This window comes from Acinetobacter sp. YH12155 (assembly GCF_013418255.1).
GTDB lineage: Bacteria > Pseudomonadota > Gammaproteobacteria > Pseudomonadales > Moraxellaceae > Acinetobacter > Acinetobacter indicus.
Window position 1 is genome coordinate 237,501 of sequence record NZ_VPCK01000001.1, and the last position, 13,192, is coordinate 250,692.

The following is a 13,192-nucleotide window of genomic DNA, read 5'->3' on the forward strand; positions in this document are numbered from 1 at the left end:
ATCAATTGTGCATGAGTATAAAAGGAATTGATGACAGCTGCATAATTTAGGCCGCTAAATTGCAGCCGTTTATTGACCTGACACCACAGCAGCAACCGGATGGGTTACTGCAACTGTTCCCATTCAATCACGGCCTGGGCCTGATCGCCAATTAAGGTCCATTCGCCATCCATCACATTTAACTGTAGCTGCATGGTACGTTCACACAGTTGCTGAATTGCTTCGGTGGTGGCGGTAGACAGTTTCCAGACCTGAACATTTTTCAGGGTTTTCAGCTTGCTGGAGCGTTTATACCAGTCATCGACATTGCTGCCATAGGCCACCACCGCCACCTGCTGGCAACGGGCGCTGGCTTTTTTGACTTTATCTTCATCCGGGCAGCCGACTTCAATCCAGTTTATTAACTGGTCTGTAAGATCTTTTTGCCACAGCGCCGGCTCATCGGTTTCAAACAGGTCTTTGGTGAATTCCAGTGCCTCATCGGCATAGCGGGCAAATGCCAGAATACGCACCATCAGGCGCTCGATGGTTTCAGACGGATGCAAGGCCATGGTGAGCTGATAGTCACCATATTGATGCACATCCATATTGGCAATATTTAAATCTGCTTTATAAATTGTTGCTTTAAGCGCCATACACGTGATCCTCAAATTTGGCGCCTAGCATATCGGATTTTGCTGCCCCGTGCTGAACAGATTCTAGGCAGTATTGTCAATACGACAGGCCAGCAGCTGTTCCTCAAACACACTCCAGTCCCGGGTGTTACGATAAATCAGCTCGATCCGGTTATCGGTATTTTCGGGCGATGACTGATAGTTAAATTGCTGCGGATTGAAATTAAAGGTTTTCCAGCCCTGATTGGTGTGAAAAATTGCTTTAATCCGCAACCAGTCCTGCTGCTCACAGAGCAGATCCAGTAGCGCATAAAAGTCAAATTGCCAGCGCCGGGAAAATTTCCAGCCGGCCACCGAATACCCCTGCGCCGTTTCCACATAATGATAGGGCAACTGTTTAATTTCCGGCAGCTCTGCCTGTGCCGGCAGTGTGCGTTGCAGCTGCAATAAAGGCTGGATTTTACGCTGGATGCCGACATGGGCCAGATCAATTTCAGCCAATGGCAGCTGACCGTTTTCAGCAGCTAGCCAGCGCGGTGCATAGGCCTGATATTCCTGTTTTAATTTTTCCAGGCCCTGTTCATCTGCCGGCTGCATCTGATCCGGATGTGAAATCACAATAATCTGGGCGGCTTTTAACTGGTCGGTATACAGGTTTTGCTGGGTCCAGTCGGCATCGTGCAAACGTGAACCATCCACCACCGTGACCAAGGCGCGCATGTCCAGATGGCTGTGCCAGTGCGGTTCGGTCAGCTGTTCCAGCAATTGCAGCGGATGGCCCAATCCGGTGGGTTCAATAAACAGCCGGTCGGGCTTGGCTTCATCTAGCAAGCGTGACAAGGCAATCTGCATTGGTAACTGGCTGCTGCAACATAAACAGCCACCGAGCAGTTCCTTAATTTCAAAACCGTCACTTTGTGGCAAAATCTGCTGGTCAATGCCGATCTGGCCAAATTCGTTCATCAACACCGCCCAGACTTCCTGCTCCGGTTTTTGACGCAGCAACTGCTGTAACAGCGTGGTTTTCCCGGCTCCCAGAAAACCGGAAATAATATGGGTTGGAACGGCGCGTGTCGGTGCAATCAGTTTCACAGGTCTACTCTTTGGCTGGGCAACGTTTGCATGCTATGCAAGATTGCCATGTGGTTCAAGCCAGCACTGCGGCTTTCTGGCTGAGATTTTTTCAGCTTGAGCCAGAAAATGCGCCTACCTTTGCTATCTTTTAGAAAAATTTAATTACATTTATCTGCCTGCAGTTTTTCTCCGTAACACTGAAATATCGGTAGCAATGTAATTTTATTTATCCCGGCATGGGGATAGTTCGAGCTATCTCCTCTGTAAGTTCGCCGATTTTAGATGCAAAAAACGGTAAATTCTTACCCAATTGCTACATTTTCTTCATTCATGTAGAGCCAATGTTAAGCAGATTTTTTGCTTTGTTGCTTCGATTGCTCAATCTCCCACTGCGGCATAGCATGAAGCCTGTCCTCGATGCAGGTGATGTGCATACGAGGTCAACTCTAAAATGAATATTAAAGGATGCCCAAAATGAAATTAACTCAAATTTTACTTGCGACCACGTTTGCGGCTGCTACCGCAACCACTTTTGCTGCACCAGCAGCACCAGCCAATACCCAAACTGAAGACAAAGTGATTGTCAGCACCCAGGAGCAGCCAGCAGCAGCGGCCAATGCCGGGGCAGCAGATCAGCCTGCGTCTGAAGCCGTATCAAGCGATGAAAAAGAGAAAACTGCACGTTAAGAGTTGCCATACTGTGCGTTGCTATCTTTGATGGCAGCACCGTATTAAATACCATTGTGTGAAGGTGGAACCGCTTTGATGCGGTTTCACTTTTTTATGGAAATGGTCTTTTTACTATAGAAATAAATGATCGTAACATCATCCTGAATGATCGTATTTTTATTATAAATATTCATCTAATCAACAAATTATAAAAATCATCTTATTTACTACCCTCTACAGTCGACCTCTGTTTCCACTATGGCATAACTTGTTGAATCCCGGCCTTTCACCGTTAATGGACGTTAATCTGACGTGATGGATGGACCTCGCGATGAACACAACAAACTATACAACTGAAGTGGCAATTTTGGGTGCCGGTCCGGTCGGCTTAACCATCGCCAATTATTTAAGCAAACAAGGTATTCAGGTGATGGTAGTGGAACAGCTGGATCGCCTGATTGATTACCCACGCGCCATCGGGATTGATGATGAATCGTTGCGGACCATTCAATCTTTAGGTCTGGTCGATCAGGTCTTGCCGCATACCACGCCCAATCATGCCATGCGCTTTCTTACCCCAAACGGCCGCTGCTTCGCCGATATTCAACCGCTGACCCGCGAATTTGGTTTCTCGCGCCGCAATGCCTTTATCCAGCCGCAGGTCGATCAGGTGCTGTTAAACGGCTTGACCCAATATGAACAGACCCAAGTACTTTTTTCCCGGGAACTGACCGAGTTTCGTCAAGATGCAAGTGGCGTGACGCTCAAACTGCATACCCGTGAGGGTCAGCAGGAAGTGATTCAGGCACAATATCTGATTGCCTGCGATGGCGGCAACTCTCTGGTACGCCGTCGTCTGAATATTGCCTTTGATGGTAAAACAGCTCCGAACCAGTGGATTGTGATTGATATTGATAATGATCCACTGGCCACGCCGCATATTTATCTGTGCTGTGACCCGGTGCGTCCTTATGTGTCCGCCGCCCTGCCACATGGCATCCGCCGTTTCGAGTTTATGGTGATGCCGGGCGAAACCCAGGAAGAACTGAGCAAACCGGAAAATATCGCCAAGTTACTGTCTAAAGTACTACCAACCACCGATGGCATCGAGGTGATTCGCCAGCGCGTCTATACCCACAATGCGCGTATTGCCGAAAAATTCCGTGTTGACCGGATTTTACTGGCCGGTGATGCAGCACACATTATGCCGGTGTGGCAGGGTCAGGGCTATAACAGCGGCATGCGTGATGCCTTTAACCTGGCCTGGAAAATGGCGCTGGTGATTCAGGGCAAAGCCGCTGCCGAGCTGCTCGATTCATACCAGATTGAACGTAAAGACCATGCCAAAGCCATGATTGATTTATCGGTGATGGCCGGGCATGTGCTGGCGCCGCCAAAACAATGGCACGGTATTGTCCGTGATGGCATTTCTTATGTGCTGAACTACATCAAGCCAATCAAACAGTATTTGCTGGAAATGCGCTTTAAGCCGATGCCGAAATATCAGGATGGCGCCCTGTTGCCACAAACCGATAAATACTCGCCGGTCGGTAAAATGTTTATTCAGCCGCAGGTACAACTGGCCTCAGGTGAAACGGTGCTGCTGGATGACGTACTGGGCAATGACTTTGCGATTATCGCTTGGGGCGTTGATCCAAAATGGGGACTGTCTGACAGCAGCATGCAGCAATGGCAGAAACTGGGGGTGAAATTTATTCAGGTGATTCCTGCGGTGCAGCTCAAACATCCACAGCCGAAACACTCTGCAGATGTGATTACCATTGGTGATCTGGGCACAGAAATTCGCAGCTGGTTTGGCAAAACCACAGGCTCGGTGGTAATTTTACGCCCTGACCGTTTCGTTGCGGCGCTGGCAATTCCGCAAACCCTGGAAAGTACCAGTCAGCAACTGTTCCAGAAACTGCATGCCCAATAAGATGAACCCTTCAAAAAACCACGCTCAGGCGTGGTTTTTTGCTATTCGCGCTCATGTTCATGCCGCTATTTCAATGCTGATCCAGCTGCTGAAACCAGATCACCTGACTTAAGGATGGCCGCTGCGCCATCCATTGCAGATACGGCCGGAATTCTTCCAGATAAGGAATGGCCTTCAGAGCAATGGCATAGGCCAGCCAGTACGCCAGATACAAATCTGCGGCACTCATACGCTCACCGAGCAAATAGGGGTTGGCCTGCTGCAGTCCCTGTTTTAAAAACGCCATCAGATCTTTCGGCAATCCCATCCCTAAACCGCGTTTATGCTGTTCGAGCTGGGCCTGACTGATCTGGAAATTGCTCAAGTCAATCCATTCGGTTAATGGGCCATGACAGAAAAATAGCCATTTGAAATAGGCGCCGCGCTGCGGATCATCCAGGGCCGGGGCCAAACCTTGTTCAAAGAAATGATCAGCCAGATAGGCAAAAATTGCCGGGGTTTCACTAATAAAAACCGGGCCATCGACCAGTAGCGGCACTTTGCCCAAAGGATTCATGGCCCGATACTCTGGCTGTTGCAGATCTTCCCAACTGACCTGAATAATCTCGATCTGATCCTGAATCTGCAGCTCCTGTAATAGCGGCATTAGGGTCTGACCACGTGATTGAGGATGCGTATACAGTTGCATGTGGAGTTCCTCGACAGTGCATCAATGCTTATATTTTAAGCCTGCTGTCCGGCGAGAAACGCTGTTGATTTGTGTCCATCTTTAACGGCTTCACCAATTTTAAAAAACCGGCTGCGCCGATATGTAGTTGGGCGTAACACGTTTGCTTTAGCCAAAATCCATATAAAACTGTGCTTTCAATACTTTTAAAATCAGCTCAATCGCTTCGCTGCGATGTTGTTTGCGATAGCTGGCATAGAGGCCAATCATCGGCAGTGGCTCTAATGTATTTTTCACCACAATTTTATCGCCAAGTAGCGGAATCACATAAGCCGGCACCAGACTCCAGCCGACGCCCATCCCGACCAGATTAACGTTCATCAGAATATTGGTGGAATGCTGCACCACATGAATCTCCAGCCTAGACTGCTTTAAAAAGTCCTGAATAATTTTGTACAGCTGCGGTGAGGCGTGCTCATCACTAATCACAAAATCCTGCTGCTGAAAACTTTTGATGCTGATATGTTTTAAGCTGGCCGCCGGAGAATCTTTCGGCACAATCAGGGTCAGTGGTTCATCAAAAATCTGGATTGACTCAAACGCTCCCGATTCATCTGGATAGCGGGTAAAAGCAATATCAATTTCCGCCCGACTTAAGGCCTTAAACTGCTCGGCATCCGGCAGGCTATGAAAATGGATTTTTAAATCGGGAAACTGGGCACGAATATTCGGCATGATATAAGGAAACACTTTCATTTCGGCCACCGGCACAAAGCCGATATTCAACTGTGCTTTTTGCGCCTGTGCCACTTGCCGCGCTTCCTGAATGGCTTTGTCGGCATAGTCCAGACACAAACGCGCCTGCTTTAAAAAGGCCTCGCCTTCTGGAGTCAGTTCCACTTTACGGTTGGAACGCAGCAATAACTGTACCCCGACCTCCTGTTCCAGATCTTTAATTTGCTGGCTTAAAGATGGCTGCACGGTATACATTCTGGCTGCGGCCCGGGTAAAGTTCAGCTCTTCTGCTACCGCAACAAAATAACGTAAATGTCTTAATTCCATGTTGAAGCCTCTTAGGGAGCCTGACGCAAGGTTGGTGTGACCATGGCTTTGTAAAGCAGCAAGGTCAACAGCACCAGCACGGCGCAGAGTAAATAGGTCAGCTGGAAGCCCATCCAGGCAATCAGGATGCCCATCAGCACGGAACCGAGTGCCAGCCCCAGATCAAACAGGGTAAAGAACGTTGAAATCGCATGACCCATGCGCTGTTTATTGACCGTTTGAATGGCCACGGTTTGCAGACACGGAAACAAGGTGCCGTAGCCAATACCAATAAACACCGCCGACAGCCATAAAATCCACGGATTAGATAAAAAGCTGACAATCACCAGTCCCATGGCAAAACACACAAAGGACGGATACATCACCGCACTTGGACCTTTACGATCATAACGCTTGCCGACCCACGGCCGCACCACAATCATGGACACAGCAAAGACCACAAAGAACAGACTGGTATAGGCCAGTAACTGCTTGGCTTCACTATAGGCAGTAATAAAACTGATCACGCTGGAATAGGCCAAGGCAGTCAGCATGGCCACCAGCCCCACCGGAATGACCCGGGTTTCGACAATATCATGCAGGCTCAGCCGGGGTTTCGTGGCAGATGGATCAGACAGATTAGCTGGTTTGACCCGATCATCCTGCAGTTTCAGGCTAAGGCAGAACAGAAAACCCATCGCCATAATCACTGCCAGCACGGCAAACAACACCCGAAAACTGGTGAACTGGATGGTGGTTAAGGCAATTAAAGGCCCAAAAACCACGCCCAAATTGGTCGACATCACAAAATAACCAATGCCCTCGCCTTTACGCGCTTCTGGAATAAAGTCACTGGCCACCGGCACCGCCACCGTGGTTAAAATACTGAACCAGATGCCATGTAAAAAACGCACCAGCAGCAGGCTCCACATGCTGTCAATCCAGATATAGCAAAAGGCAAACAGCACAAAGCACAGCTCAGAACCACGAAAAGACAGTTTCTTGCCCAGCTTTTCCACGATTAAACCGGAAAACGGCCGGATGGCAATCGAGGACACCAGAAACAGGGTCAGAGCCAAACCGGCTTCTTTGACCGTGCCGCCCAGATCATTCATGATATAAATTGGTAATACGGCTAGCAGGGCAAAATAATAAACAAACAGAAACAGGTTATTGAAAAGACACAGAATAAATGCACGATTCCATAATGCAGCAGAACTTTGAGCAGACATAGGCTTAGCGCTCCTGCGCATCAATAAGCGGCTGAACCCGGACTGGTCCCAGCACCATCTCAATCAGCTGCTGAATATAGTCGGCATCGGGCATCCGGTTAAAGAAAATAATCTGGTAATGAATCGGTGCATATAGCGTGTCGAGCATCAGTTCAAACGGATACTGCGCCACAATTTCGCCACGCTGAATCGCCAGCTGAATCAGCTTGCGCATCTGTTCACGCCGTGGCAGCAAATATTCACGAAAAAATGCTGCGGCAGTTTCACGCTGCTCGGCCATCACCACCAGTACCGCCCGCCCAACCTGATGGTTCAGCGCCTGACTCAGCTTAAACAATTGCTGGGTCAGGTTAAACTGCAAAGACTGGCTAAAGTCGAGTTCAAAAATCGAGGCGGTTTGCAGCTTAAAGGCATCGAACACCAGTTCGGATTTATGTTTCCACCAGCGGTAGATGGTCGATTTCCCCACACCGGCCCGCGTGGCAATATCCTCAATGGTCAGATGGCTATAGTCATACTCTGCCAGTGCCTCGACCACAGCATTTAAAATACATTGCTGCCGCCGTGATGATTTTTCAGTTTCCATACCCAGTCCAAAACGAAACGATACGTATCGTTTTATAATAAGCCAGTTGGTGCCGGCTGGCGAGTGATTCTTCTGTCGTCTGGTATAAAAAATGTGGCAATAAAAAAGACCTGAAATTTCAGGTCTTTCTTCAACACAGTGAAAGTCAGACTTAAATCGACTTCTTGTAAATACTGCAAGATGGATGAGTACCTTCCTGTAAACGTGCCACTTTACGCTGTTCTGCCGCTTCAAAACGGCAGCGTTTCCAGTCATTGTCCAGATTTAAGGCCGGCACCTGTTTGGGTTTGCCCTGCTCATCAACTGCGACCATGGTAAAATAGCAACTGTTGGTATGACGCACGGTGCGTTTTTGAATGTTCTGCGCTTCGACGCGAATGCCAATTTCCATGGAAGTACGGCCTACATGGTTCACACTGGCCAGGAAAGTCACCAACTCGCCGACATGAATTGGTTCCTTAAAGTTCACTTTATCTACCGAAAGTGTCACCACATAGCTGCCTGAATAACGGCTGGCACAGGCATAAGCCACCTGATCCAGTAATTTTAGAATTGTTCCCCCATGAACATTACCGGAAAAGTTTGCCATATCTGGCGTCATTAACACCGACATGGTTAATTCAGATTGATCTTCTAAGATGGGTTTAAGCTGATCTAATGGGGACATCTTGTTTTCGGCTCTTATAAAAGACAGGATATGTGAATATTATTATATCGTTTTTAACACAAATTAAATGTTCAATTCGGCAATAAAGTCATCATTATTATTTATGGTGATTGGGGTATTATTTAGAAAAATATATAGTGTTTTGCGCTATTACTTGAATTTTCAATTATTTATCCACATCCCGACACCACTTGAACAGGATTTCAGCAGGCGCGTCAGGAGGTGGATTTTTTCCATTCGGGCAGATGAGTTCAGCCCAAAATTGGACTTTTTACTGCCTGAGCTTTTAAGCCGGGTTGATATGACGCAACATTTCCGGCGACACGTGACCATAATTTAAAACATTTTGTACATCGAGCTGGGCTTCAATTTCATAGGAACCATCGGCATTAATTTTTTTAATGGTAAAAATAATTTGTTCCATGTTGGCCAGTTGTACAGATTGTCCAATGTGTAATTGCTTCATGCTCATGCCCTGCTCAGTTTTAGCTTCTAAGATAAATCGTTATATTCTGATGCGGCCAGTATAAGAGCTTTATTAACAACAGGTAAACTTAAATAGCTGAATTAAAATACACTTATATATAAACTTTAAATATTAATCACAACCTTTTGAGCATGAATCGAAATACCTTTATTGAATAACATCAGGCAATTAACGCCAAAAGCAAATTGCGATATGAGCATTCTTGCCATTTTTATTCGACTTAAGTTATAGAAAAAACCGGCAGCATTCTAGCGCCACGAATGTATCTCAACAGTATTTTGTTGCAGGTTATAGGTTTGAATCCGGTGACCATCGGCATAGCCTTTATGCTGATAGACCTGCGAAATCTGCCCCAGCTTGCCATAGGCGGCGACCACACCGGCCTGCATGGTGGCTTCACGACCCTGCACATCAAAAATATGTGCTTTTTCGCGTAAATCTGGCTGAATCACAATATCGGCATGTTTCAGCTCTTCCTGAGCCAGATGCTTCTGCATGATATTAATATTCTGGTTAAACAGCCCCCAGACATGGCTGGTTTCGGTATACATCGGCTGGGCCAGAATATCGACCGCAATCACAATGTCCGCACCCAGTTCGCGGGCCACATTTACCGGCACCGGACTGACCAGTCCACCATCGACATATTCGGCATCGGCAATTCGGGTCGGAATAAACATGCTTGGAATGGACACCGAAGCCCGTACTGCCTGTCCGGTATTGCCGGCATTAAATACCACTTTCTTGCCCTGTTTTAATTCAGTGGCCACCACATACATCGGAATTGGCAGCTGCTCTAACGGCAACTGGTTGACCTGCGTATTGACATAGTTCTCGACTTTTTTGCCATCGAAGAAGCCTTTCATATCCAGCTTGATGTCACGGACATCATTGGCCTTCATGTTCAGGGCAATCTGACGCAGCTCATGCGCGCTTTTGCCGCTGGCATAAATCGACCCGACAATACTGCCGGCACTGGTCCCGACGATAAAATCCGGACGGATGCCATTTTGTTCCAGCACTTCAATTACGCCAATATGGGCATAACCGCGCGCGCCGCCGCTGCCCAGCACCAAGGCAATGACCGGGTCCTGTCCGGTATATTGCGGCAACGTTTTAAAGTTCATGCGTGCGTTCTGCTGGCTGGCCTCTGCCATTGCCGGGGTTGCCATTAATTGGGAGGACACCCGCTGATGCTGTTCTGGCAGATGCTGACAGGCGCCTAAGGTCAGCATGACTGCCCCCATCACACTGATAAAGCCAAGATTTTTATTCAACATGAATTCCTCGATCTGAACTCGACAGGCCTGCTGTAGTCTAAGGAGATTTTCTGCAGTGCATTGTTTAAATTCGTTAAACTGTCATCTGCTCAGTTTAAACTTAAGTCGGGTTTTTTAAAATTCTAGCCAATGTCTTCTTTATCTTATTCACAGATTTTTCTGATTTTCTTTAAGCTGGGATGCTTGTCTTTCGGGGGCCCAGCCGCGCATCTGGTGTTTTTTCACCAGACTTTTGTGCAGCGTTTGCACTGGCTCAAAGATGAAGACTATGCCCAGGTCGTCGCTTTAGCGCAACTGTTGCCCGGCCCGACCAGCAGTCAGGTTGGACTGGCCATTGGCTATTTAAAACGTGGCTATTTAGGCTCGGTGGTGGCCTGGCTGGGTTTTACCCTGCCCTCGGCCTTGCTGATGACGCTACTGGCCTTTATCGGTCAGCAGTTATTCCCGTGGATCAGTTCGGCGTATTTTCATGCCATTCAACTGATTGTACTGGCGGTGGTGTTCTGGGCCTTCTGGCAAATGCTGCAAAGCTTTTGCAAAAGCTGGTGGCAATACCTGCTGATGCTTGTGTCTGCGCTCATGATCTGGTTCCTGCCACTGTCATATAACCAGATTCTGGTGATTGTGCTGGCTGGTCTGGCCGGCATGTGGATTGCCAAAGCACAACCTCAAAGCGGCAGTCATACCACGCCGAGTTTTCAGCTGGAACAGCGCAGTTTCGGCTCGACTACACTCTGGCTAATCTTGTTTATCTGTCCGTTTCTGCTGCTCGGTGCGCTGAACTGGATCAATCCGAATCTGCTAACTGAAGGCTTTTTAGGCTTTTATCAGTCTGCTGCACTGGTCTTTGGTGGTGGGCATATTATTTTACCGCTGCTGCATCAGGACTTTGTCAGTACCGGCATGATCTCAGCCCAGCAGTTTGATTTAGGCTATGCCTTTGCCCAGCTCATGCCGGGTCCTTTATTCAGCTTTGCCAGCTATGTCGGCTATTTTCTGGATTTAACTGCCTATCCTGTGCTGAACGCGATTATTGCCACCATCGCCATTTTCCTGCCCTCGTTCTTTCTGATTTTTGCTACCCTGCCGCATTGGTCCTGGCTGATGCATCAGGACAAAATCAAACATGCGGTGATTGGTATTAATGCCGCGGTGGTGGGTTTATTGCTCGCGCTCATTGTTGATATGGGACAGGATTATTTAACATCAGTGCTGGATCTGGCGTTTGTGATGTTTGTGATTGTTTTACTGAAAAGCAAACTGCCGGTGTGGGTCAGCCTGATTGGCAGCTTTGGCGTGTATATGGGTTTGCTGTCTTTGCTAAGCTAAAGCATCTAAAAGATAACCTGCTATTAATAAAACAACAGCCTCATGATGAGGCTGTTGCTGTTTGTATTACCAAATATCGGAATTAACCCGGTCTTTAAATTTAGGATGATTGTCCAGTTTAAATTCCGGTTCTTTCACGCCACGCTTCAGCTGAGCTTTGAAGTCTTTTAGCAGCATCAACACAAATGGCGTCAGCAGTAAAATGGCAAACAGGTTGATGGTGGCCATCACGCCCATAAACAGATCGGCCATCGACCAGATCAGTGGTACGGTGGCAATCGCGCCGAAATACACCATAAACAGCACCAGCAGACGGAAAATCAGCATGATCTTGCGGTTATTGTTAATAAACTGCACGTTGCCTTCGGCATAGGCGTAGTTCCCAATAATCGACGAATAAGCAAACATAAACAGGATAATGGCCAGGAAGTCATCGCCCCAATGGCCAATCTGGCTTTCCAGCGCCATCTGGGTCAGGGTCACCCCTTCAAAACCGGCATTCTGATATAAACCGGAAGACAAAATGATGATTGCGGTACATGAACAGACAATAAAGGTGTCCACGAATACGCCCAGCATCTGTACCAGCCCCTGATTCACTGGATGTTTTACATCCGACACAGCAGCCGCGTTTGGTACAGAACCCATCCCCGCTTCATTGGAGAACAGACCACGCTTGATGCCCATCATCATCGCCATCGACACCATCGCCCCAAAGAAACCACCGGCAGCGGCATCAAATTCAAAAGCCTTGCTGAAAATCAGGCGGAAAATATCCGGAATAATCGGCAGATTAATCACGGCGATATACAATGCCACCACCAGATACAGCAGCGCCATAATCGGGACAAATTTCTCCGCCACTTTGGCAATGCGTTTAATCCCGCCAAAAATAATCATAGCGGTCATGACAACCAGAACCAGGCCCAACCAGGACAGTTCAAAACTGAACGCACCCATTGGAACAGTCAGATTGGCCTGATTCCAGCCCCAAGCATGTGATGTGGCACTGATAATCGAGTTGGCTTGCACCGCGTTAAACACGAAACCGTAAGTTAAAATCAGGGCAACCGCAAATACTACACCCAGCCATTTCTGTTTCAGGCCTTGGGTAATGTAATAGGCCGGACCACCACGGAACTGATGGTTGCTGGTATCACGCACCTTAAATAGCTGCGCCAGTGAAGATTCGACAAAGGCCGAACTCATGCCTAAAAATGCGGTAAACCACATCCAGAACACCGCACCCGGACCACCAATCGCAATCGCAATCGCAACACCGGCAACGTTACCAACCCCGACCCGACTGGCCAAACCTGTCACAAGGGCCTGAAATGGAGTAATCCCATAACTGTCTTCGCCTTTTTTACGGCTCGACTTCATGGCTTTAATACTGTGCCAGAACAGACGAATTTGTACAGCGCCGGTGATCAGGGTATAAAATACCCCGACAAAGACCAGAAAGATCACCAGAAAATCCCACAGCGGGGTATTTAGAAGCGTCACCCAGGACATTAGGGTTTCATTTAATTGTTCATTCATTTTTTCGCACCCTTTGCTGATTGAGTCATCCTAAAAAGAAAAGCCTTTTAACAAGGCTTTTCCACTCA

The 13,192-nt window shown here is 47.8% G+C and carries 13 protein-coding genes; 3 read left to right on the forward strand and 10 right to left on the reverse strand.

What is annotated here, in order from left to right; translation table 11 throughout:
- Nucleotides 1-104: 104 nt before the first annotated feature.
- Both FTU86_RS01155 and FTU86_RS01160 read right to left on the reverse strand, forming a co-directional pair.
- A complete protein-coding gene (locus FTU86_RS01155; protein ID WP_180036486.1) occupies nt 105-635 on the reverse strand; it encodes a YaeQ family protein in 531 nt (176 codons plus the stop codon).
- Nucleotides 636-698: 63 nt separating this feature from the next.
- A complete protein-coding gene (locus FTU86_RS01160) occupies nt 699-1,706 on the reverse strand; it encodes a GTP-binding protein (protein WP_180048298.1) in 1,008 nt (335 codons plus the stop codon).
- A 456-nt stretch (nt 1,707-2,162) separates the two neighbouring features.
- Between FTU86_RS01160 and FTU86_RS01165 the strand changes: the two genes are divergently transcribed.
- Complete coding sequence (locus FTU86_RS01165) at nt 2,163-2,375, forward strand: hypothetical protein (RefSeq protein WP_104488708.1); 213 nt, start codon at nt 2,163-2,165, stop codon at nt 2,373-2,375.
- 313 nt (nt 2,376-2,688) lie between these two features.
- Nucleotides 2,689-4,293, forward strand: a complete 1,605-nt coding sequence (locus tag FTU86_RS01170; RefSeq protein ID WP_180048299.1) for a bifunctional 3-(3-hydroxy-phenyl)propionate/3-hydroxycinnamic acid hydroxylase — start codon at nt 2,689-2,691, stop codon at nt 4,291-4,293.
- Nucleotides 4,294-4,363: 70 nt separating this feature from the next.
- Here FTU86_RS01170 and FTU86_RS01175 read toward each other — a convergent pair whose 3' ends face one another.
- The 7 genes from FTU86_RS01175 to FTU86_RS01205 all read right to left on the reverse strand — a co-directional run bounded on the left by FTU86_RS01175 (nt 4,364) and on the right by FTU86_RS01205 (nt 10,253).
- Nucleotides 4,364-4,981 (reverse strand): glutathione S-transferase family protein, encoded by a 618-nt coding sequence (locus tag FTU86_RS01175; protein ID WP_180048300.1) that lies wholly within the window; start codon nt 4,979-4,981, stop codon nt 4,364-4,366.
- A gap of 147 nt (nt 4,982-5,128) precedes the next feature.
- The gene (locus tag FTU86_RS01180) at nt 5,129-6,022 is read right to left on the reverse strand and encodes a LysR substrate-binding domain-containing protein (RefSeq protein ID WP_005179483.1); all 894 of its coding nucleotides are present in this window, start codon (nt 6,020-6,022) and stop codon (nt 5,129-5,131) included.
- Nucleotides 6,023-6,033: 11 nt separating this feature from the next.
- A complete protein-coding gene (locus FTU86_RS01185; RefSeq protein WP_168370091.1) occupies nt 6,034-7,233 on the reverse strand; it encodes an MFS transporter in 1,200 nt (399 codons plus the stop codon).
- A 4-nt stretch (nt 7,234-7,237) separates the two neighbouring features.
- Nucleotides 7,238-7,819, reverse strand: coding sequence for a TetR/AcrR family transcriptional regulator (locus tag FTU86_RS01190; RefSeq protein ID WP_180036488.1), 582 nt, complete (start codon nt 7,817-7,819; stop codon nt 7,238-7,240).
- 151 nt (nt 7,820-7,970) lie between these two features.
- The gene (locus FTU86_RS01195; RefSeq protein ID WP_005179490.1) at nt 7,971-8,486 is read right to left on the reverse strand and encodes an acyl-CoA thioesterase; all 516 of its coding nucleotides are present in this window, start codon (nt 8,484-8,486) and stop codon (nt 7,971-7,973) included.
- Nucleotides 8,487-8,772: 286 nt separating this feature from the next.
- Nucleotides 8,773-8,952, reverse strand: a complete 180-nt coding sequence (locus FTU86_RS01200) for a hypothetical protein (protein ID WP_225876368.1) — start codon at nt 8,950-8,952, stop codon at nt 8,773-8,775.
- A 269-nt stretch (nt 8,953-9,221) separates the two neighbouring features.
- The gene (locus FTU86_RS01205) at nt 9,222-10,253 is read right to left on the reverse strand and encodes a patatin-like phospholipase family protein (protein WP_180036489.1); all 1,032 of its coding nucleotides are present in this window, start codon (nt 10,251-10,253) and stop codon (nt 9,222-9,224) included.
- Nucleotides 10,254-10,382: 129 nt separating this feature from the next.
- Between FTU86_RS01205 and chrA the strand changes: the two genes are divergently transcribed.
- Nucleotides 10,383-11,582 carry a chromate efflux transporter gene (gene chrA, locus FTU86_RS01210; protein ID WP_160241106.1) on the forward strand — a complete coding sequence of 400 codons (1,200 nt, stop codon included), beginning with the start codon at nt 10,383-10,385 and terminating at the stop codon, nt 11,580-11,582.
- A gap of 66 nt (nt 11,583-11,648) precedes the next feature.
- Here the strand turns inward: chrA and FTU86_RS01215 are convergent, their stop codons facing one another.
- A complete protein-coding gene (locus tag FTU86_RS01215; protein WP_180048301.1) occupies nt 11,649-13,124 on the reverse strand; it encodes a sodium:alanine symporter family protein in 1,476 nt (491 codons plus the stop codon).
- Nucleotides 13,125-13,192: the final 68 nt, after the last annotated feature.

Excerpts from the sequence above, each read along its gene's own strand:
- FTU86_RS01200 (WP_225876368.1), bottom strand. The coding sequence starts at position 8,952 with ATGAAGCAATTACACATTGGACAATCTGTACAACTGGCCAACATGGAA.
- FTU86_RS01170 (WP_180048299.1), top strand. The coding sequence starts at position 2,689 with ATGAACACAACAAACTATACAACTGAAGTGGCAATTTTGGGTGCCGGT.
- FTU86_RS01205 (WP_180036489.1), bottom strand. The coding sequence starts at position 10,253 with ATGTTGAATAAAAATCTTGGCTTTATCAGTGTGATGGGGGCAGTCATG.
- FTU86_RS01195 (WP_005179490.1), bottom strand. The coding sequence starts at position 8,486 with ATGTCCCCATTAGATCAGCTTAAACCCATCTTAGAAGATCAATCTGAA.
- FTU86_RS01155 (WP_180036486.1), bottom strand. The coding sequence starts at position 635 with ATGGCGCTTAAAGCAACAATTTATAAAGCAGATTTAAATATTGCCAAT.
- FTU86_RS01175 (WP_180048300.1), bottom strand. The coding sequence starts at position 4,981 with ATGCAACTGTATACGCATCCTCAATCACGTGGTCAGACCCTAATGCCG.
- FTU86_RS01185 (WP_168370091.1), bottom strand. The coding sequence starts at position 7,233 with ATGTCTGCTCAAAGTTCTGCTGCATTATGGAATCGTGCATTTATTCTG.
- chrA (WP_160241106.1), top strand. The coding sequence starts at position 10,383 with ATGTCTTCTTTATCTTATTCACAGATTTTTCTGATTTTCTTTAAGCTG.
- FTU86_RS01190 (WP_180036488.1), bottom strand. The coding sequence starts at position 7,819 with ATGGAAACTGAAAAATCATCACGGCGGCAGCAATGTATTTTAAATGCT.
- FTU86_RS01180 (WP_005179483.1), bottom strand. The coding sequence starts at position 6,022 with ATGGAATTAAGACATTTACGTTATTTTGTTGCGGTAGCAGAAGAGCTG.
- FTU86_RS01215 (WP_180048301.1), bottom strand. The coding sequence starts at position 13,124 with ATGAATGAACAATTAAATGAAACCCTAATGTCCTGGGTGACGCTTCTA.
- FTU86_RS01165 (WP_104488708.1), top strand. The coding sequence starts at position 2,163 with ATGAAATTAACTCAAATTTTACTTGCGACCACGTTTGCGGCTGCTACC.